Annotated in this window: 18 protein-coding genes; 8 read left to right on the forward strand and 10 right to left on the reverse strand. The window is 48.6% G+C overall.

Features of this window, described 5'->3' with window-relative positions:
• Positions 1–174: 174 nt before the first annotated feature.
• Both CBP12_RS06790 and CBP12_RS06795 read left to right on the forward strand, forming a co-directional pair.
• A complete protein-coding gene (locus CBP12_RS06790) occupies positions 175–1,173 on the forward strand; it encodes a branched-chain amino acid aminotransferase (protein ID WP_086963768.1) in 999 nt (332 codons plus the stop codon).
• Positions 1,174–1,274: 101 nt separating this feature from the next.
• The gene (locus tag CBP12_RS06795) at positions 1,275–1,931 is read left to right on the forward strand and encodes a hypothetical protein (protein WP_086963769.1); all 657 of its coding nucleotides are present in this window, start codon (positions 1,275–1,277) and stop codon (positions 1,929–1,931) included.
• Positions 1,932–1,937: 6 nt separating this feature from the next.
• On the opposite strand, the gene CBP12_RS06800 is transcribed toward CBP12_RS06795, so the two are convergent.
• Genes CBP12_RS06800 through umuD form a run of 3 tightly spaced genes read right to left on the reverse strand, consistent with a single transcriptional unit; the run spans position 1,938 to position 3,629 of the window.
• Entirely contained in the window at positions 1,938–2,792 is an 855-nt protein-coding gene (locus CBP12_RS06800; protein ID WP_456299461.1) for a DinB/UmuC family translesion DNA polymerase, read from the reverse strand.
• On the reverse strand, positions 2,773–3,207 hold the full coding sequence (locus CBP12_RS13935) for a Y-family DNA polymerase (RefSeq protein ID WP_456299462.1): 435 nt from the start codon (positions 3,205–3,207) through the stop codon (positions 2,773–2,775). The genes CBP12_RS06800 and CBP12_RS13935 overlap by 20 nt, the downstream gene beginning before the upstream one ends.
• A complete protein-coding gene (gene umuD / locus CBP12_RS06805; RefSeq protein WP_086965434.1) occupies positions 3,204–3,629 on the reverse strand; it encodes a translesion error-prone DNA polymerase V autoproteolytic subunit in 426 nt (141 codons plus the stop codon). The genes CBP12_RS13935 and umuD overlap by 4 nt, the downstream gene beginning before the upstream one ends.
• Positions 3,630–3,911: 282 nt before the next feature.
• Here umuD and CBP12_RS06810 point away from each other — a divergent pair, with 282 nt between their 5' ends.
• The 4 genes from CBP12_RS06810 to CBP12_RS06820 all read left to right on the forward strand — a co-directional run bounded on the left by CBP12_RS06810 (position 3,912) and on the right by CBP12_RS06820 (position 9,111).
• A complete protein-coding gene (locus CBP12_RS06810; RefSeq protein ID WP_198341761.1) occupies positions 3,912–4,955 on the forward strand; it encodes an amidohydrolase family protein in 1,044 nt (347 codons plus the stop codon).
• Between the two features lie 195 nt (positions 4,956–5,150).
• Complete coding sequence (locus CBP12_RS13725) at positions 5,151–6,122, forward strand: PDDEXK family nuclease (protein ID WP_232455028.1); 972 nt, start codon at positions 5,151–5,153, stop codon at positions 6,120–6,122.
• An 86-nt stretch (positions 6,123–6,208) separates the two neighbouring features.
• Positions 6,209–6,808, forward strand: a complete 600-nt coding sequence (locus CBP12_RS13730; RefSeq protein ID WP_232455029.1) for a VRR-NUC domain-containing protein — start codon at positions 6,209–6,211, stop codon at positions 6,806–6,808.
• A complete protein-coding gene (locus CBP12_RS06820) occupies positions 6,742–9,111 on the forward strand; it encodes an ATP-dependent DNA helicase (protein WP_198341763.1) in 2,370 nt (789 codons plus the stop codon). The genes CBP12_RS13730 and CBP12_RS06820 overlap by 67 nt, the downstream gene beginning before the upstream one ends.
• A 1-nt stretch (position 9,112) precedes the next feature.
• Here CBP12_RS06820 and CBP12_RS06825 read toward each other — a convergent pair whose 3' ends face one another.
• From CBP12_RS06825 to CBP12_RS06835, 3 genes are all read right to left on the reverse strand, one after another.
• On the reverse strand, positions 9,113–9,703 hold the full coding sequence (locus tag CBP12_RS06825) for a histidine phosphatase family protein (RefSeq protein ID WP_086965438.1): 591 nt from the start codon (positions 9,701–9,703) through the stop codon (positions 9,113–9,115).
• Between the two features lie 73 nt (positions 9,704–9,776).
• On the reverse strand, positions 9,777–10,952 hold the full coding sequence (purT, locus tag CBP12_RS06830; RefSeq protein WP_408634972.1) for a formate-dependent phosphoribosylglycinamide formyltransferase: 1,176 nt from the start codon (positions 10,950–10,952) through the stop codon (positions 9,777–9,779).
• Positions 10,953–11,009: 57 nt separating this feature from the next.
• Positions 11,010–11,564, reverse strand: coding sequence for a glycine betaine ABC transporter substrate-binding protein (locus tag CBP12_RS06835; RefSeq protein WP_232455192.1), 555 nt, complete (start codon positions 11,562–11,564; stop codon positions 11,010–11,012).
• Positions 11,565–11,892: 328 nt separating this feature from the next.
• Between CBP12_RS06835 and CBP12_RS06840 the strand changes: the two genes are divergently transcribed.
• Complete coding sequence (locus CBP12_RS06840) at positions 11,893–12,579, forward strand: hypothetical protein (protein WP_086963773.1); 687 nt, start codon at positions 11,893–11,895, stop codon at positions 12,577–12,579.
• A 90-nt stretch (positions 12,580–12,669) separates the two neighbouring features.
• Here CBP12_RS06840 and CBP12_RS06845 read toward each other — a convergent pair whose 3' ends face one another.
• The 4 genes from CBP12_RS06845 to yfbV form a co-directional block, all read right to left on the reverse strand.
• Positions 12,670–14,778 carry a BCCT family transporter gene (locus tag CBP12_RS06845; RefSeq protein ID WP_086963774.1) on the reverse strand — a complete coding sequence of 703 codons (2,109 nt, stop codon included), beginning with the start codon at positions 14,776–14,778 and terminating at the stop codon, positions 12,670–12,672.
• Positions 14,779–15,044: 266 nt separating this feature from the next.
• On the reverse strand, positions 15,045–16,490 hold the full coding sequence (locus tag CBP12_RS06850) for an NAD-dependent succinate-semialdehyde dehydrogenase (protein ID WP_086963775.1): 1,446 nt from the start codon (positions 16,488–16,490) through the stop codon (positions 15,045–15,047).
• A gap of 226 nt (positions 16,491–16,716) precedes the next feature.
• The gene (locus tag CBP12_RS06855) at positions 16,717–17,487 is read right to left on the reverse strand and encodes a M15 family metallopeptidase (protein WP_086963776.1); all 771 of its coding nucleotides are present in this window, start codon (positions 17,485–17,487) and stop codon (positions 16,717–16,719) included.
• A gap of 90 nt (positions 17,488–17,577) precedes the next feature.
• Complete coding sequence (yfbV, locus tag CBP12_RS06860) at positions 17,578–18,018, reverse strand: terminus macrodomain insulation protein YfbV (protein WP_086963777.1); 441 nt, start codon at positions 18,016–18,018, stop codon at positions 17,578–17,580.
• A gap of 282 nt (positions 18,019–18,300) precedes the next feature.
• On the opposite strand from yfbV, the gene CBP12_RS06865 reads away from it, so the two are divergent.
• The gene (locus tag CBP12_RS06865) at positions 18,301–19,536 is read left to right on the forward strand and encodes an acetate kinase (RefSeq protein WP_086963778.1); all 1,236 of its coding nucleotides are present in this window, start codon (positions 18,301–18,303) and stop codon (positions 19,534–19,536) included.
• Positions 19,537–19,543 lie beyond the last annotated feature (7 nt).

Raw genomic sequence — 19,543 nt, forward strand, 5'->3', positions numbered from 1 at the left:
GCGGCTTTATAGTGATACTTTGTTAAGGCACTTTGCTATCCATTAGTGAGACCACTGATTTTTTGATTTACAATAAATGGTATATTGCTAATTATACCCACTTCTACTGCTCAGCCCTTCTAAGCTCCGCGTAAAGTATGACTGATTTTTATAATTTTTAAGGATTAACAGCGTATGGCAACTGCATTTGGTACGGTTTTTATGCCGGAGATGGCAATTACTTGGTTTGATGGTACCAACTGGACACCCGCAGAAATGGTGCCAAGTGATCGCCTTACCTTGCACCCAGGTGCGCACGTGCTGCACTACTCCAGCACCTGCTTTGAAGGGTTAAAGGCGTTTCGTCATGAAGATGGCTCGGTAAATATTTTTCGCATGGATAAAAACTTAGCTCGCATGGCGCAAAGTAGCCGACTGTTAGCCTTGCCGGAGCTAGACCTTACTCTGGCGGCGAGCATGATCAAGCAAACCGTCGCCCGCTTTGCAGATGCCGTGCCCGCGCCTCCTGGTTCGTTATATATTCGTCCTACTTATATTGGTACCGAAGCCGCCATTGGTAAGGCCGCCTCCCCCTCGCTGGCTTCGTGTTTTTATGTCTTGGTGAGCCCAGTAGGTGATTATTTTGCTGGCGGTGATCGCGCACTGCGCTTATTACTTGAAGAAAATGGCATGCGCTGTGCACCGCACATGGGCATGATCAAAAGCGGTGGCAACTATGCCAGCGCCCTGCAGCCTATTTTAAAAGCCAATCAAGAAGTGCAAGCAGACCAAGTACTGTTTTGTCCCAATGGCGATGTCCAAGAAACCGGTGCCGCTAACTTTTTACTGATTGATGGCAATGAAATTATCACCAAAGACTTAGATGAAAGCTTCTTACATGGCGTGACCCGTGATTCTATTTTAACACTGGCGCGTGATTTGGGGATGACGGTGTCTGAGCGCAAACTTAGCGTGGCAGAATTACTAGAGCGTGCGGCTAAGCCAGAATGTGAGGCGGCCCTTTCTGGTACCGCCGCCGTATTAACACCAGTGGGCACCTTGATCCATCAAGGTAAGGAATATCCTATTGGTAATGGTGGCATTGGCCAAACTGTACTTAAGCTTCGCCAAGCTCTTAACGATATTCAGTGGGGTAAGGCACCTGACACGCACGGCTGGTTAGAGCGCATTTAGCATCTTATTGAGTATTGAAAGTGAATATTGGGCGCTTTGTTAGCTATTTTTTACTGACCAAGCGCCTTTTTTAATCCTATTTAACGACATAAGAAAGAGCAATGCTAAACGCTGAGCAACATAATAAAGAGAGTATGATCGCCGGCATTGATACGCGCCTGCAAGTGCCTCCCTCTTCTGCTAGTAATGAAAAGCTGCAATCTTTGGGCTTTTTAAGCTTTTTAGAAGAATTACAAACTGAGCTAAACCAGACAGTGGTACGCTTTGCCCAACTAACAAGGCTCGATCTCGCTACCCTCAAAACTCAATCGCCCACCCTCAATAATGCGCGGGCTGATAACCCTGAATTCCAAGCCTTTTTATCTGCCTTTAAGCAGCGCAAAGCTAATATTGAACAATTAATAGCAGCAGACATTCCTGAGCAAGCGGCTCATCAAGCCATCATAGATGAAATACTGGCGCTTAATGCGTTTATTGAAGCGCACTACGTTAAGCCTGCCACCGTTCAACCCAGCGCAGCGACTGACCATCGTCCCTTGGAGTTTTTCCTTGGCATGGGCATTTTATTCCTACCCATTATTTTTGCTTGGTTTACGCTTCGCAAAGGCTATTCTAAGCGGGTGCGCTGGGTGGCGTTTATCTGGTTAGTTGTCTTTTTAATAGCCACGCTTCCTCGTCCTCATCCTCCCGCGAGCGATAATCCGTTGGATTTTTCCCCACAAGAGCTTACTCCTCAAGTTGCACCTAAATCTTCTTAGTTTCACCTAAGTAACCTTGGGTAACTCACTAAAGCGCGTAGTATAAGCCGGAGATAAATAATCGCGCTTCATTTGCCAATTGGCAGCTATGCCTTGAGAGGCAAAAAAAATCCGCCCCTTTCCGCTGCTGTTAATCGCATCGAGTACTGCCATTAACGCCGCACTGTTGGGTGAGGTCTCTGGGGTAGCAAAAAGACAGCCTTGATAGGTGCCCGTCGGCCAAAAGTCACTGAGCATAACGGCCGCTTTTTGATAACGATAACCGGGGCGCCAAATTTGTGCTAAACACTGCTGCGCCGCTTGTACTAACTCACGGCTATCGTTACTGGGTAGTGGCAAGACACTTAGTGCCGAATTACTATAATAAGCTTGGTTAGGCGCATAAGGACTGGTGCGCACCGACACCTGTACCACTCGACAATCGCTGTGTTGTTGGCGTAATTTCTCTGCGGCGCGACAGGTATATTGGCTTACGGCTTGGCGCATAGATTGCAGTTCGGTAATTTTTTCACCAAAGCTGCGCGAGCTGATCAGCTGTTGCTTAGGCATATCACTTTCATCTAGCGCTAAACAAGCCTCACCATTAAGCTCACACACAGTACGCTCTAACACCACCGAAAATTGGCGCTGGATCACCTTGCTGTTAGCTTGAGCCAGTTGCCAAGCACTATTGATACCTAGGCTATTAAGTTGCTTTGCTAAGCGCCGCCCTATGCCCCACACCTGCGCAACTGGGACTATTTTTAATAATTTTTGTTGGCGACTCACTGCACTTAAGTCCACCACTCCACCCGTTGCGGGCCAACGCTTAGCGGCATAGTTAGCCAGCTTAGCCAAGGTTTTAGTGGGCGCTATGCCCACGCCCACCTATACCTACCCAGCGCGCTACCTTAGTTTGTAAGTCTTGGCCAAAACTTATCAAGGGCGTAAGGGCACTCATACCACTCACATCAATAAATGCTTCATCAATTGAATACACTTCCACTTTAGGTGAGCACATTTCTAATACTTGCATCACGCGACTAGAAATATCGGCATAAAGCGCATAGTTACTAGAAAAAGCGACGCCGCCCAGTGCCTCAAACTGGCGTTTAATCTTAAAATAAGGCACGCCCATCTTAATACCCAGCTGTTTTGCTTCAAAACTGCGAGCCACCACACAGCCATCGTTATTAGACAACACCACTATGGGGCGGCCTACTAAGTCTGGGCGAAATAATCGCTCACAAGAAGCGTAAAAGTTATTACAATCAACTAACGCAAAGCCGGTCTTCATAAGGACAACTTGCGCACTAAGTTAGTCACGACCCCAAAGATTTCTACATTAATATCTTCACTCGCCGCAATAGCGCCGTAGGCAGGATTAGCAGCAACCAAGCGCACACATGGGCGTAGTTCTAGGCGTTTACACGTCATTTCCCCATTAACACTGGCTATCACCACTTGGCCATGACGGGCTTCTAGGCTGCGATCCACTATCAATAAATCGCCTGGGTAAATACCCGCGCCTATCATACTGTCTCCACTTGCTTGGACTAAATAAGTCGCGGCGGGGTGGCGGATACAATAAGCGTTAAGATCGAGGCTTTGTTCAATATAATCTTGAGCAGGACTGGGAAAGCCGCAAGAAGCACGCTCCAGTAACAGGGGCAATAGGTGCTCCACATCCGTTTGTAACTTACCTAAAAGACTCGCCATAGCCACCTCAAGCACTGTATATAAAAACAGTGTATTTTTGATTTTGCTAAAGCGCAAGTATCAACATTAAAGCGCACTGCAAGGCACGCCGCTAAACTCATACGGCTTAAGGCATCTGTTTACCTTTTTACCGCTTTTATAACCAAAACAGCACGGAAATGGCGTATTTTTAGGCATTGATCGTCAATTACTGACTCGCTTAATAAGCAAAGCGCGCTTAGCTAAGAACTCTTAGTTACTATTAGGCTCCTAGGATTAAGTTATATTAGAAAAGGCAATATTTTGTTACGCACCCCAGTTTATGCTTCTTTAGCGTTGTCGTTGTTATTCGCCAGCTCCTCCCTCGCTGCTCGTTCTTATGTGGATGGGCATCTGCATTATGTGGACTTTTTCCAAGAATCTGAGGGCATGCCCGCCCTACTTAGTGCCATGGATAAAGGCAAAGTCAGTCGCGCTGTGATCATGGGCATTCCCGTGGCTAAAATTTGGCAAGAAGATGAGCCGCAAAAGCCGCGCTATTATGCCGGCGACGATGCGGCTTTATATTGGTATAGCGCTACAGATTTTGAATTAATGCATGCCATTCAAGCCCTACCGGCGAAAGATCAGCAGCGCTTTATTCCTTTTTTATCAGGCATTAATGCTACCGATAAAAACGCCGCCGCTCATTTGCGCCGTGCACTAGAGCTTAATCCGGGTTTTTGGCAAGGCATAGGCGAAGTGTTTACTCGCCATGATGATGTCACGGCACTGATGCATGGCGATACGCCACGCGCAAATAGCGAAGCCATGATGAAAGTGTATAGAGTGGCCGCCGAATTTGACTTGCCCGTATTAGTGCACAGCAATGTCACCTCTAAGCGTGAGCGCAAGCCTTTGTATCTGGAGGAATTAGAAGAGGCGCTGCAAAAAAATCCTGATGTTAAATTTATCTGGGCTCATGCCGGTACCAGCAAAGAGTTGCACCGCCATCAAGAGGAGCTAGATTTTTTACGCCCCTTATTAACACGCCTACTCGCTGACTACGATAATTTAACCATCGACTTATCCTGGACCTTGTTAGAGCCTTATTTATTAGATGAACAAGGCACGCCGCGCCCTCGCTGGATGAAATTATTAGAAGATAATCCGCAGCGATTTGTGCTGGGCAGTGATGTGGTGGGACGCTTTGATAACTTAGGTAATATTTTAAATGGCTTTGAGCCTGTGTTGCAGGCGCTGCCTAAGTCGGTAGCGCAGGCCATTGCTCACGATAACTTTTTAGCGCTCTTACCTAAAGCCAGTGCTGAACAAGAAACCTCAACTGCTAAACCTAGTGAAGAATAACTGTTCTAAAAAAGCGCGCCTTAACAGGTGCGCATTAAATTATGCCCCCTTAATTTTGACTCAAGCGCGGTTAAAATAAGGCAAGCACTAAGGTAATTGGTGTTAACTGTGCAATAAACACCCTAAAAAAACACTGTACGTTTACACACTAGTCACCGTAGAATAGCGCTAATACTTCTAACGCACTTGATATTAATGCCCCCTGTTATTGCCACTTCTCTTAGCGATCCTCTTTATTACCTGCGCAATGCCGAGCAGGTAATTAAACTCTGCTTGCGCCAATACCCTCATTTATTAACTCCAGAGGAGCGCCAACACTTACAGCAGTTTTTACAGCTCACTACCGCCAGCCAAGCACTATTAGTGCGGTTAGTGATGCGAAAAGGCACTCTATTTCGTACCGATAAACTTAACTACCATGAAGTGCCAAACTTAATGTGTGCACTGGAAGAGCTTAGCGCTGTTGGCTTAGCCACCTTGTTACCTGCTATTACTTTAAGCGAGCTGTGCCAGTTAACTAAGCGAGAAGAATGTCGCCACTTAGTACAACGCCTAATTAAGACCGAGCTAAAAGCCAATACGCGTAAAGCTGACTTAATTGCGACGTTATTAAGCCATTATCCCACCTCTGAGCCCCAGCCGCTGGCGACTTGGTGGCCAGAGGCTTCTTTTCAGGTGATTGAATTAAGGGCTGCGGCCTTATTTGAGCGGCTAAGATTGATGTTTTTTGGTAATTTACATCAAGATTGGTCAGAGTTTGTACTCACTGAGCTTGGGCTACAGCAATTTGAAACCGTCCCCTTAACGCCCGACTCGCAACCTTTTCAAACTCGCGCCGAAGTCGACTTATATTTGACCTTACAGCACTTACTCGCACGCGTTAATGAAGGAGAGGCCATCGCAGATATTTATCCTTTATTACCCGCACCCGTGCATTGCGAATGGCTTGAGTATCGGCGTAATAAGGTGCTCTACCAATTAGGGCGTATTGCCGAGCGCCAGCTAGAGCTTAGCTTAGCCCTAAACTTATATGAGCAAAGCAGTCATAGAGAGGCCTATATTCGCACGCTGCGTTTACTTGAAAAGCAACACCCCCCGGTGAGGTATTTGCTCAAGCTAGGGATGCACTCAGTCATATTAAGCAACCTCAAGCGCGCGTTATCTTAGAGCGCATTCGTACGCGCTGTGCTAAAAAAGCAGGCCTTGCTTATACGCCGCCACCGGCATTACCTATTCCCCATCACCATCAAATATTGCAAAAACCCCATCAAGGACGAGTTGAAGCGGCGGTGATTGCTCACTTAAGCGATAGCCATACCCGCTTATTTCATGTAGAAAATCATTTATTTAATGGCTTATTTGCGTTGTTATTTTGGCCGGCTTTATTTGCACCGGTGCGCGGTGCCTTCTTTCACCCTTTTCAAAACGGGCCGGCAGACTTATACCGCCCCGGCTTTATTGATAGTCGCGCGGACTGGCTAACAGAAGGCTTCGCACATTTAACAAACGCCAGTTATAAAGCGGTGATCTGGGCGCGCTATCAGGAAAAATATGGCCTTAGCTGTTCTTTTATTCATTGGCCAAGTTTAAGCGAAGAGCTGCTTAGCCTAGCGCTGGCTGCCATTCCTGCGGCCCACCTAAAGGCGGTATTTGAGTATTTATTGCTTGATTTGCGCCATCACCGTAAAGGCATGCCAGACTTAATTGAAGTGAATATAAAGCAGCAAAGTTATCGCCTACTAGAAGTCAAAGGGCCCGGAGACAGATTACAAGACCATCAGCAATTATGGATCCAAACTATGCTGCAACAAGGTTTGCCGGTGAGTCTTTATCAGGTGAGTTGGCAATCATGAACACGGTGGCGGTACGCTCCTTGTGTGAGTTTAGTGCCAGAGCCGGCTCTTTAAGCCAAGGCTATACGCCCTCGCCTACCAGCGCCCAAGGCATAGCGGGCCATAAAAAAGTGCAAGCACGACGCCCCGCCCCTTATCAGGCCGAGTATTTACTCACAGGTGAGTGTTTAGGCATGAGCTTGCGCGGGCGAGCCGATGGCTATGTAAGTCACGAAGACGCGGGCGCGGCTAGCCCCCGACTGGCATTACTAGAAGAAATAAAAACCCACCGCGCTGATAGCTCGCGTATTCGCGCCAGTCAGCGCCAGCTTCACTGGGCGCAATTAAAAGTATATGGCGCTTTATTATGTCAGCGCGACGCCTTAAGCGAGGTGCGCCTGCGCTTGGTGTATTACAACATCGATAACGACCAAGAAACGCCCCTAGAAGAGTGCTGGTCGGGTGCGGACTTGACCGCGTTTTTATGTCAATTGTGCCAACGTTATCAAGACTGGCATCAGCAAGAGCAGCAACACCGTAAAAAACGCGACCAAGCTCTGATGACACTAGCCTTTCCCTTTGCCAAGTTTCGCCCCTACCAACGCGAATTAAGTGAAGCTGTCTATAAGGCAATTAGCCGCGGACACAGCTTACAATTAGAAGCGCCCACCGGCATTGGGAAAACCCTAGGGGTGGCTTATCCCGCATTAATGGCAATGCCCAGATATCAATTAGACCGGTTGTTTTTACTCAGTGCTCGCACCACAGGCCGCCAGTTAATGCTTGATAGCTTAAGTCAGCTTAAAGGTGCTGCCCAAGCACCTATCCCAGTGCGCATCTTAGAGCTTACTGCTCGCGATAAAGCCTGTGTACATCCCCACTTAGCCTGTGATGGCGAGTCGTGCCCGCTGGCCGAGGGCTTTTTTGATCGCCTAGCACCTGCCAGAGAAGCCGCCGCTAATCATTACTGGCTAGACCAAGGCGCGATTAATCACATCGCAGCTCAGCATCAACTGTGTCCTTATTATTTAGCCCAAGAAATGGCACGCTGGTGCGATGTAGTGGTGGGAGATGTGAATCATTATTTTGATCAGCAAGCGCTATTATTTGGCTTAAGCCAGCAAAATAACTGGCACAGTGTGCCCTTGATTGATGAAGCCCATAATTTAATTGAGCGCGCCCGCGCCATGTATTCCGCTACTCTTAATCAAGCCCACTTTAAAGCAGCGCGGCGCGCAGCACCGGGTGAGCTAAAAAAAGTCTTTACCCAACTAGAACGCGCTTGGACTCGACTCTTAACAACGCATGGGACTTCGGGTCAGTTAGATACAGTCCCTAGCGCACTGAATGGCGCCTTACAGCGCTTAATCACCGAGTTGCTTGATTATGTAAGCACTACCTCTGCCACCAGTGATCATGCTCAGCTACATAGCTTATTGTTTGACGCTATGGCGTTTTTAAAGCTGGCCGAGCAATTTGGTGAGCACTCTTTGTGTACCTTAGCAATCACTGAGCGCACGCTTGGCAAAAAAGTCAGACGCTGCGCAAGCTTAGCTATTCAAAATCTGATCCCGGCCGATTTCTTAGCACCGCGTTTTAAACACGCCCATGCAGCGATTTTATTTTCTGCCACCCTCAGTCCTGCTCGCTATTACCACGACTTATTAGGCTTACCCGAAACCACCTGTGGCCAAGTCATTGCCAGCCCCTTTAGCGCGCGTCAGCTCAATGTAAAATTAACGCGACTTAGTACCCGCCTTAATGATCGAGTCGCGTCGTTATCGGTGATTAGCCAGCGCCTTAGCCAGCAGTACCAACAACAGCCTGGTAATTATTTAGTCTATGTCAGTAGTTTTGCTTACTTACAGCAACTTCATGACTACTTACACCACCACGCCACCTACCTGCCTTGTATTGCCCAAACACCGGGCATGAACGAAGCTGAGCGCCTCGCTTTTATTGAACAGTTTCGCCGCCAACAAGGCCTAGTCGGTTTGGCCGTCTTAGGCGGTGCTTTTGGGGAAGGAATAGACTTACCTGGAGAGCAGCTTATCGGCGTATTTATTGCCACCCTCGGCTTGCCGCCTTTTGATGATTATCACCGCCAACTCGCCCAACGTTTACAAGCCCGTTTTACCGACGGCTATGCTTACACCTATTTATATCCAGGGCTGCGCAAAGTCGTACAAGCGGCGGGGCGCTTGATCAGAAGTCCTGAAGATAGCGGCGTTATCGAACTATTAGATGCGCGCTTTGCTCACCCCGACATTGCAAGACTTCTGCCCAACTGGTGGCCAGCGCCGACCCTCATTCAGCCTAGCTAGCTTAATTACAGTTAATGCGAGTAACGCAGCCGTCGGTGAGTTTAAAGATGGCATCTTGAGGAATTGCTTGTTGCCAAACTTGCTCAGCAATTAGCCCACTGTAGACGCCACGCAATAGCGCGCCCGATAAGCCATGGGCCACTACAATGACTTGCTGCGGTAAGCCAGGGTCTTCTAGCCAGCTGGTTAGACGGGCAGTGGCTTGTGCTAAGGGCTCGGCGCCGGGCGCCTTAAGGTACCAACTTAATACTTGCTGAGAAATATGTGGATATTGGCGCTGTAAATCTGGCGCTCTTTGCTGCTCCCACTCCCCTAAGCCAATTTCCATTACTCTTTTATCTTGGCGAATGGCGGCTAGAGGCAACTGCAGTCGCTCACTAATAAGCTCTGCCGTTTGCAAGGCTCGCCCCAAGGGGCTTGAATAAAGCGTCCATTGTGAGGGCTCACTAATTAAGCCCATTAAGGTGTCGGCCATGGCTTGGGCTTGTTGTAACCCCAAAGGAGTGAGCGCTGAATTACAATGGCCTTGTAAGCGTTGCTCTTGATTAAACTGCGTTTGGCCATGGCGTAATAAATAAATCGTGCGCGACATATAACAGACCTTAATTAAACAGCGCCCCACACTCATAAAAAAAGCTCAGCCTTTCTTGAGCTAGGCGCTAAATTTAGAACTCAACTTTAACCTGTGCCGCACAGCGGCTGGCTTTAGCTTTAGCAGTCTCGATAGTTTCAGCCAGCGCTAAGGCCACGCCCATCCGTCGGCCGCCCTCTATTTGGGGCTTACCAAATAAGCGCAGCTCAGTATCGGGCTCAGCCAGCGCCTGTGCCAAATTACTAAAGCGGGTTTGAGTGGAGGTGCCGGTAGGCAAAATTACCGCAGACGCTGCCGGGCCAAAATGGCGAATGACCGGGATGGGCAGCGCTAAAATAGCCCGCGCATGCAGCGCAAATTCCGATAAGTTTTGTGAAATTAAGGTGACTAAACCAGTGTCATGGGGGCGCGGCGACACCTCGCTAAATAACACTTCATCGCCGCGAATAAAAAGCTCAACGCCAAACACGCCATAACCGCCTAACGCTTGGGTGACTTGCTCGGCCATGTGTTGTGCCGCTGCCAGTGCTTGCTCACTCATGGTTTGGGGTTGCCAAGAGCTGCGGTAATCCCCCGCTTCTTGTAAATGACCAATAGGCTCACAAAAGTAGGTACCATTAATATGGCGCACAGTGAGCAAGGTAATTTCATAATCGAACTCGACAAAGCCCTCAATTATCACTCGCCCGCCTCCCGCACGCCCTCCTTCTTGGGCATACGCCCATGCCGGCTCAATATCGCTTTGATGATGGAGCGTGCTTTGCCCTTTACCTGATGAGCTCATAATCGGCTTCACCACACAGGGCAGACCAATGTCATTAATAGCGGCTCTAAATTCTTCAAGAGTGGAAGCAAAGCGATACGGTGAGGTAGCAAGTCCTAACTCTACGGCGGCTAAGGTACGGATGCCTTCGCGGTTCATAGTAAGCTGAGTGGCGCGAGCGGTGGGGACCACCGTAAAGCCTTCTTGTTCTAGCTCTACTAGGGTGTCGGTGGCAATGGCTTCAATCTCGGGAACAATTAAATGAGGTTGTTCTTGCTCAATTACGGCTCTCAGTGCGGCCCCATCTAACATAGAAATGACATGGCTGCGGTGAGCCACTTGCATTGCAGGCGCGTTGGCATAACGATCCACCACAATAACCTCTACACCTAAGCGTTGCAGCTCAATAACCACCTCTTTACCTAGCTCACCACCGCCACACATTAATACCCGCTTCGCCGTAGCAGAGAGCGGTGTTCCTATCATCGTCATGACTATCTTCCTTTAATAATGCGAATAAGCCGGCTTTATTATCCTGTGATATCAGCCGTTCACCGGTGCATTGGCCGCTTGCTCTGCCAGCCAAGTTTGCGCTGCCACTGACCAGTCTTGGGTGTCTTGCCAGTATTCAATCAGCTGCTCAATGTCCTCGGCTTGCCAATGTAAATTACTTAACACCGCCAGCGCCGCAGGCGCCTCTTGCGCTAAGCTGCGACGTACTAATACATGAGGTTTATCGTGATTAAGATTTAGACGTGACTCTTGGGCTAACCCCTGATCGATGGCGCCTAAATCATCTAACCTATCAAAAAATCGCTCTACAAACGGTGCCGAAGCTTCCGGAAGCCAAACGGTCACACTGGCATCGCCTTTACCCGCCCACAAGCGCTGCCATATTTGTCCAAGCCGTGCTTCTTCAATCGTGACGCTAAAATCATGCTGTTCAAGGGTTGCCGCCGCTAAATGGCTGCGAGCCAGCTCTGCAGGCTCACTGCCACTTAGGAGTAAGAGGGAGTTATTTGCATCTTTACCACAGCCACTGAGTAATAACAGCGCCAAGGTGAGAGCCGCACTTTTTATAAAGAGCGAGTTAGGCATCCTGCTCACGGGTTTTCTCCTCCGGTTAATGGCATTAAGCATGCCAGAAAGTGTCGCCAAAATCATGTGCGACTAAGTCGGCACACGACGCTAGATAGCGCATCCCCCAGCCTGTATTTTTACTCAATGAGCAAGCACTTAGGACAACAGGCTAAGTAATTCGCTGAGTAAATTCTTTTGTTAGGCGCAAAAAATCTCATGCCAAAGGCGCAGTATTTTTAAGCCATTGTGCTAATGTGCATGCCCTTTACTTAAGGCGCTAATGTACTCTTTATGGTGCAAATGGCGCTGCTAAATAGTTATTAGTCTTTACCCTAGGGGTTATGATATGCGTTTAACTCAATTAGTTATTTCTCCCCCACGGCGTTTACTGGTGTTGGCACTGTGCGCGCTACTTAGCGGCTGCTTTGCACCTATGGTTGCCATGGCGCCCACTAAATTAATGTGGTCTTTTATTAAGCCGTTTGTGGGGCTAGATCCCAGCCGCTCCCAGCTATTTGAGCAGCCTTTAATTAAAAATCGTATGACAGAGCTACTCGGGGATGAGTATGAAGAAACCTTGGCTCTGCTGCGTAGCGCTCCTGCCTTAAAACAAGAAGGCACGTTATTTTATTTAGCCTCTCCCACTGACCCAGCTACCGAAAAAACGGCAGGCTTAGTCTGGAACGCCCAAACCAATAAGATGTCTGCCTTAGTCAACGATGGCACCACCACTCAGCTGTTCTTAGAGCCTAATAGCACAGCGCCTGTGGTATGGCCCACCCCTTTGGCACCCTTAGTGGATCCTCAACAAAGCTTGGCTGACAAAAAATTATTATCACCAGCCGATAATACAGACCCAAGTACGGAGACTGAGCGGGCGTTAAAGGCGGCCCAAGCACGACTCAAAGCCCTACAAGATGAAGCCGAGCTTAAAAAGGTACAGGCACAAATTAGCGAGCTTGAAGCCAAGGCCGCTACCAGCAAAGCACCACCTGCTGCAAAAAAGCGAAAAGAAAGCGCAGCTAAGGACTGATTAGCTAACTCCATCTGTTAAATAATCGTTAGCATAAAAAAATGGCGTGGTTGCCCACGCCATTGTCATCACTGGTATTAAGACTCGCGCTTATATCGGCTTATCGCCTAAATAGCTGTTTTCTGGCTGAGCATCGGTTTCATTGTTTAAGTCATCATCATGCTCTTCCATCTTCCAGGGCAAAATACCCGGAGAGATATGTAAGAAGTGCAGATATTTCTCAAACTGATCCAAAATATCACTAATAATATCTTGCTGATCATAGCCATAGACATCATACGCTTGGCCACCGCGGCGTAAGAACACCTCTGCGCGGTAGTAATGATCGTCGCCATCGACGTCTCGGTCTTGCTCAGGGAAAGAGAATTCTGGCATGGCATAGCCGCGCAGGCGTATCTCATAGATAAACTCCATTTTCCCCTCTTGATAAACCTGAAACTGGCTTCGACAGTTCGCTTCATCAAAAATAACTTCTGCTTCCCAACCTTGCTGCTCCAGCTCTTGCTCTACTTTGTGCATGGCTTGGAAACTGGTGGTACGAATAAACTTCTCCACCGCATCGCGCGCCGGAAAGTCCACTAAGTTAGCTAAGCGCTTTTTCCAATAACCCGGGCCTGCTTTAGCGCCGCCTTTGGCAGATTGCATATGTTGTTGCAAGCTCACCTCATGATGCCCCTCAATGACCAGCGCACGCCACATGCCTACCGCAGCAATTAACATAATAATGGCAAAGGGCAAGGCGCTCAGCAAAGTGGCACTTTGTAGCGCTTTTAAACCACTTTCTCCTCCCGCCAGCAATAAAGCCGCCGCCACTACCCCCTCGGTTGAGGCCCAAAACACCCGTTGCCATACTGGCGTTTTTACTGCGCCACCGGAAGCCAGTGAGTCAATCACTAACGAGCCGGAGTCAGACGAGGTAACAAAGAAGGTGACAATTAAAAATACCGTTAAGAATGACACGATACTGGTAAAGGGCAGATGCTCAAGCAACTTAAATAAGGCGATTGCTTGGTCGGCTTGCACTTCGTTAATTAAATTGGTGTAGCCCTCATGGATAATTAAATGCAGCGCCGTATCGCCAAATACCGAGAACCATAAGAAGGTAAAGATAGTAGGCACCACCATCACCCCCACCACAAATTGGCGGATAGTCCGGCCACGACTAATTTTAGCGATAAAGAGGCCGACAAAGGGCGCCCAAGAAATGGTCCAACCAAAGATAAACAGCGTCCAATCGCCCATCCAATCACTTGAGGTATAAGCCTGCAAGTTAAAGGTACGCTCGACTATGTTACTTAAGTAACTGCCGGTGTTTTGCATGAAGGTATTAAGGATAAAAATGGTGGGCCCTACAGCAAACACAAACACCATGAGGGAAATCGCTAATACCATGTTCAGCATGGATAAGCGCTTTACCCCTTTATCCATGCCCGCTACTACCGACAAGGTCGCCAGCGCGGTAATGGCAATAATGGCAATAATTTGCACAAAGTTACTAATGGGTATACTGGGCCATAAATAATTAAGACCGGCGTTAATTTGTGCTACCGATAAACCCAGCGTGGTGGCAATACCAAACATGGTACCTAAGATGGCAAACACATCGACTGTGTGTCCCATAGGGCCGTGAATTTTCTCACCAATTAACGGATAGAGCGTGGATCGCATCGACAGCGGTAAGCCATGACGATAAGCAAAATAAGCCAACGACATACCCACTAAGCAATAAATGCCCCAAATATGAAAGCCCCAATGGAAAAAGGCAATTTGCATGGCCTGTTTAGCCGCGCCCACCGTTTGGGCGGCGCCCTCTGGTGGGGAGGCATAATGCATCACCGGCTCTGCCACACCAAAGAACAATAGCGCTATGCCATAGCCGGCGGAAAACAACATGGCAAACCAGGCCCAAAAGCTATATTCGGGCTCGGCATGATCGGGGCCGAGTTTAATATTACCCCATTTAGAAAAGGCGACCGTGACCACAAACACTAAGAAAATGGCCACCGCTAACATATAAAACCAGCCAAAGGTTTTGATCAGGTAATTCAACACATTGGTAAAAACTTCACCGGCCAGCTCTGGGTTGCTCATGGTGCCAATCACCATCAGCGCAATAATAATGACAGAGGGAATAAAGACCGGGACTAAGATGGTAGACAGTGAAGAAGATTTTTCAGGGCTCACTTTTTCTGCAGCCATAATAAAATTCCTATTTTTAGTAAGCTGTGGATGAGCGAGCTGTGATAAGCAACTCTAATTAAACGCACCTAACTCTATTCATTTGTGCCAATAAAAACAGACACTGCTTGCAGTCTAACGTAAAAGAGGGCCACTTTTACAAAACCAAGGACTTAGAGTCCAAAAATGCTGGCCTTATCAAACTATTAGCTATTCGCAATAGATTTAACAACTTATAAAAAAGCCGCACCCTAAGGTGCGGCTGTCGACAGGCATTAGCGACTAGACTAATTCACTTCCCCTAAATTAACGTACTTGGTTTCTAGGTATTCTGCTAAGCCATCACGTGCCCCCTCTCGGCCTATACCTGACTCTTTTACCCCGCCAAAGGGCGCCACTTCATTAGAAATAATGCCGGCATTGACGCCTACCATGCCCGACTCTAAGGCTTCGGATACTCGATAAACGCGATTAAGATCTTGCGTATAAAAATACGCCGCTAAGCCAAAGGGGGTGTCGTTTGCACGAGCAATGGCCTCGGCTTCATCTTTAAACCGAAAACACGCCGCCACCGGACCAAAGGTCTCTTCACTGGCCAACAGCATATTATCTGTTGCTTCGGCTAATACGGTAGGCTCAAAAAAGGTGCCACCCAAAGCATGAGGTTTACCGCCACAAATCACGCGCGCGCCTTTACTTAGCGCATCATCGAGGTGCTGTTGCACTTTTTTTAAGCCATCTTCATTAATTAAGGGACCCTGCTCTACGCCCTTTTCTAAGCCATCCCCTACCTTAAGTTGTTGCGCAGCGTTAGCGAGCTGCTGTACAAAACGGTCGTAGATATTTTCTTGGACTAAAAAGCGGTTCACACAAACACAGGTTTGGCCGGTGTTTCTAAATTTAGCGGCCATCGCGCCTTTTACGACGGCATCGAGATCCGCATCATCAAAGACAATAAAAGGCGCATTACCGCCCAGCTCTAAAGATAGTTTTTTCACCGTGTTAGCCGCATTTGCCATCAGCAACTTGCCTACTTTAGTGGAGCCGGTAAATGACAGCTTACGCACCACAGCGCTATCCATTAGCGTGTCACTGATGGCTTGGGTGTCCCCAGACACCACATTAAATACCCCCGCAGGGAGGCCGGCTTGCTCAGCCAGTACCGCCAGTGCGTTAGCACTAAGGGGCGTCGCACTGGCGGCTTTTACTACCACAGTACAACCTGCGGCTAAAGCGGGGCCCACTTTGCGGGTGATCATGGCCAGCGGGAAGTTCCAAGGCGTAATAGCCGCCACTACGCCTACCGGTTGCTTAATGACCCAGATCCGATGGCTAGTATCTGGACTAGGAATGGTCTCGCCATAGGCGCGCTTACCCTCTTCGGCAAACCATTCTAAAAAATTGGCCGCATAACTAACTTCACCTTTGGCTTCGGTGAGCGGCTTGCCCTGCTCTAATACCATGAGCGTTGCCAGTGCTTCTTGATGCTCAAGCATCAGCTCAAACCAACGCCGTAATATCTTAGCGCGCTCTTTCGCACTCGTCTGGCGCCAGCTTTTAAGCGCATGCTCGGCGGCATCAATCGCCGTTTGCGTTTCTTTAGTCCCACACTTAGCTACCTTAGCTAGCACTTGCTGAGTAGCAGGATTAATGACCTCATATTGCTCAGCGCAAGTTTGCCAACGGCCTTGGCCGTACCAGCCCGTTTGCCAAAGGGGATGAGTGTTATCCATGAATCTCTCCTATGCCGGTAAAAGAATGCGAGCCACTTTTATGTGGTGAGTAATAGCAAGAGTGTTAACCAATAGCGCCGCCATTAAATATTCATCACCACAGCAGAGCGTCAGCACTCTTTGGCTCGCTTACCTTCAATTAATAGCAGCTAGAGGCGGCTTTGCCATTACTCACGCCTTAGCTACGACAAGTGACTGTCGCTTTAAAAAAGCGGCGGCTGCCCATTTACTCTGGCACCGGCAACTGCTGTGCCGCCACTTGCTGTTGCCAGCGCTGACTTAAGCTGGCTCGCTCAATGGCGCCAAAATGGGCATGGGGTTGCTGGGTGGCCCAGGCCCACGCTTGATTACCATAATCAAAATGCCACCACTCGCTGGGCAAATTACTAAAGCCAGCTTGCAGCATCACGCTGTGCAAGAGTCGACGATGCTCGATCACTTCCGACTCTCGAGGATTAGGCTTAATCACTGACTCAAAAGCGGCACTGGCAGAAAGCGCACTGACATCATCAAACTCAGTCCCCATGTCCAATAATAAGCCGTCGCTATTACATAAAGTGACATCCACGGCTCCGCCCGTTAAATGAGGGCTAGGTGCCTTGGCATCCATGCTGGGTGGAGCGACAAATTGGCGCAGTCGAGCTTGGTGCTCAGCCGCCGAGTCTTGTGGATACTGGGCATGAAAAATGCGATGTAGACTGTTGTATAAATACTCTTGTACCGCTAACGGGCGCCAGCCATCGAGTACGACTAGCTCTATGCCACCTGGTAATAAACGGGCGGCTTTATACAGGCGGTATAAGACGCTGCGTCTAACATAACAATCACTGAGGGCGTGGGGCACACCTTGATGAAAATAAGCGGGGTAAATACGAAGCGGTAAGTTGACTAAGCCAAGAGCGACCAGCGGGTCTTGGCTATCTATAATCGGCACCGCCTGAATGTCTGACCAATTGGGCTGAGGCTTGCTGGCCATTGCTTGAGATAATAAATTCATAGTCAGGCCTTAGGTTAGCAATAGAAAAATACACTCACCCAGCCTCGCTAAAAGCCGCTTTCTTTGCAAGTCGCTCACAACTAATAGCGGTTAGAGATCGCGAATAAACGACTTATCCAGTTGTTTAAACGCCAAGTTCAGCATTTCTGCTAACTCAAAATAACGCGGGCGCGATACCGGCTCATTAACAGCAACACCGGCCTCCGCCATCTTTTGAAAAATTTTTTGATACCAAGAGGCTAAGCTAGGTGGCAGCGGTGTCGTGGCGCGCTTACCTAGCCAAAAGAGACCTTGTAGCGGTAAGCTGGCTAGAAATAATATCGAGCTCACCACCCCCGGCCAGTAGCGCGGATCGCCTAATTGAAACTGCACCAACACACTCAGCACAATCAAAGCCGGTATAGTACGCAGTGCTAATCGAGTAGCACTCGTAATACGGTATTCAGGAAATAACGCCGCAAGCTGGCGCTCTTTTGGCCAGATTGCTAAATAGGCGCTGCCCTTATTTAACGTTTGGGTCAGTGTGCTCATTGTGCCTCCAAAACAGCAAGATTAAGGGCAAGTAAGCAGCGATTGCTATCGCCACCTCATAAATCGCTATCGCTTTATGTTATTTTACGCCACTGAGTGAGGTTTATCCTCGGTATTTATTAGTTGGCCTTGGCAGCGTGCACCTGATGAGAATGCGCACAGAGAAGATAACTCACACTTAACTTTAGTCAGACTTCGCCATTCTCACAAAAAAGCGCCGCCACGCCCGGTACCCATTCCTAATAAGGAATGGATTATTTTTTCTAACCACAAGGTCTCCCCATGACGAGTAAGCTAGTTCTTGTGCTTAACTGCGGCAGTTCGTCGCTCAAGTTTGCCATTATTGATGCCCACACGGGTAGCGAGCAGCTATCGGGACTAGCGGAATGCTTTTATCTCCCCCATACCCGTATTAGTTGGTCTTTTAACGGAGAAAAAGGCCATGCCGACTTAGGTGATGGCAGCGCTCACCAAGAGGCGCTAGATTTTATCGTCAATCAGCTACTGATGCCCCACCCCGAGCTATTAAATAATCTGAGGGCCGTGGGACACAGAGTGGTTCACGGTGGCGAGCAATTTACACAATCGGCGGTTATCGATGACGCCGTGATCCGCATTATTGAAGATTGTGCCCACTTAGCTCCCTTGCACAACCCTGCTCACTTAATTGGTATTGAGTCGGCACGGCGCTCATTTCCAAACTTAGTGCAGGTAGCGGTATTTGATACCGCCTTTCACCAAACCATGCCCGAGTCGGCGTTTTTATATGCACTGCCTTATCAGCTCTATCAAGCGCATCATATTCGCCGCTATGGCATGCATGGCACCAGCCACTTTTTTATTGCCGAGCAAGCCGCCACCCTTTTAGATAAACCCTTAGCCGAGCTTAATATTATTAGCTGTCACTTAGGTAATGGCGCCTCTGTGTGTGCCATCAAAAATGGCCAGTCGGTAGACACATCCATGGGGCTTACGCCATTAGAGGGCTTAGTTATGGGCACGCGCAGTGGCGATATTGACCCTGCTATTATCTTCCATTTGCACGATAACTTAGGCTATAGCTTACCCGATATTAATACCTTACTTACTAAAGAGTCAGGGTTACTGGGCTTGTCACAACATACCAGCGATTGTCGCTATCTTGCCGAGCACTATCACAGTGATGCGGGCGCAAAGCGTGCACTAGATATTTTTTGCTATCGCCTTGCCAAATATATTGCCAGTTATAGCTGTGCGCTAGACGGTCGCCTAGATGCGGTCGTCTTTACCGGCGGCATAGGAGAGAACTCCGTGTTAGTGCGCGAGCATACCTTAGCTCGCTTAAGTTTGTTGGGCTTTAAGCTCGATGACACCGCCAACCAAGCGGCCCGCTTTGGACAAACGGCCTGTATTACTACCCAAGACAGTACACCTGCTTGGGTAATACCAACCAATGAAGAATGGGTGATTGCTAAAGACGCGCTGACGCTCGCCATCGCGGCCCGTAACGACAATGCTACTTCTTTAACCCAGGAATAAGAGGATA

The sequence above is a fragment of the Oceanisphaera avium genome, assembly GCF_002157875.1.
GTDB classification, from domain to species: Bacteria; Pseudomonadota; Gammaproteobacteria; order Enterobacterales; family Aeromonadaceae; genus Oceanimonas; species Oceanimonas avium.

Excerpts from the sequence above, each read along its gene's own strand:
- CBP12_RS06790 (WP_086963768.1), top strand. The coding sequence starts at position 175 with ATGGCAACTGCATTTGGTACGGTTTTTATGCCGGAGATGGCAATTACT.
- CBP12_RS06795 (WP_086963769.1), top strand. The coding sequence starts at position 1,275 with ATGCTAAACGCTGAGCAACATAATAAAGAGAGTATGATCGCCGGCATT.
- CBP12_RS13935 (WP_456299462.1), bottom strand. The coding sequence starts at position 3,207 with ATGAAGACCGGCTTTGCGTTAGTTGATTGTAATAACTTTTACGCTTCT.
- umuD (WP_086965434.1), bottom strand. The coding sequence starts at position 3,629 with ATGGCGAGTCTTTTAGGTAAGTTACAAACGGATGTGGAGCACCTATTG.
- CBP12_RS13725 (WP_232455028.1), top strand. The coding sequence starts at position 5,151 with ATGCCCCCTGTTATTGCCACTTCTCTTAGCGATCCTCTTTATTACCTG.
- CBP12_RS06820 (WP_198341763.1), top strand. The coding sequence starts at position 6,742 with ATGGATCCAAACTATGCTGCAACAAGGTTTGCCGGTGAGTCTTTATCA.
- CBP12_RS06825 (WP_086965438.1), bottom strand. The coding sequence starts at position 9,703 with ATGTCGCGCACGATTTATTTATTACGCCATGGCCAAACGCAGTTTAAT.
- purT (WP_408634972.1), bottom strand. The coding sequence starts at position 10,952 with ATGATAGGAACACCGCTCTCTGCTACGGCGAAGCGGGTATTAATGTGT.
- CBP12_RS06835 (WP_232455192.1), bottom strand. The coding sequence starts at position 11,564 with ATGCCTAACTCGCTCTTTATAAAAAGTGCGGCTCTCACCTTGGCGCTG.
- CBP12_RS06840 (WP_086963773.1), top strand. The coding sequence starts at position 11,893 with ATGCGTTTAACTCAATTAGTTATTTCTCCCCCACGGCGTTTACTGGTG.
- CBP12_RS06845 (WP_086963774.1), bottom strand. The coding sequence starts at position 14,778 with ATGGCTGCAGAAAAAGTGAGCCCTGAAAAATCTTCTTCACTGTCTACC.
- CBP12_RS06850 (WP_086963775.1), bottom strand. The coding sequence starts at position 16,490 with ATGGATAACACTCATCCCCTTTGGCAAACGGGCTGGTACGGCCAAGGC.
- CBP12_RS06855 (WP_086963776.1), bottom strand. The coding sequence starts at position 17,487 with ATGAATTTATTATCTCAAGCAATGGCCAGCAAGCCTCAGCCCAATTGG.
- yfbV (WP_086963777.1), bottom strand. The coding sequence starts at position 18,018 with ATGAGCACACTGACCCAAACGTTAAATAAGGGCAGCGCCTATTTAGCA.
- CBP12_RS06865 (WP_086963778.1), top strand. The coding sequence starts at position 18,301 with ATGACGAGTAAGCTAGTTCTTGTGCTTAACTGCGGCAGTTCGTCGCTC.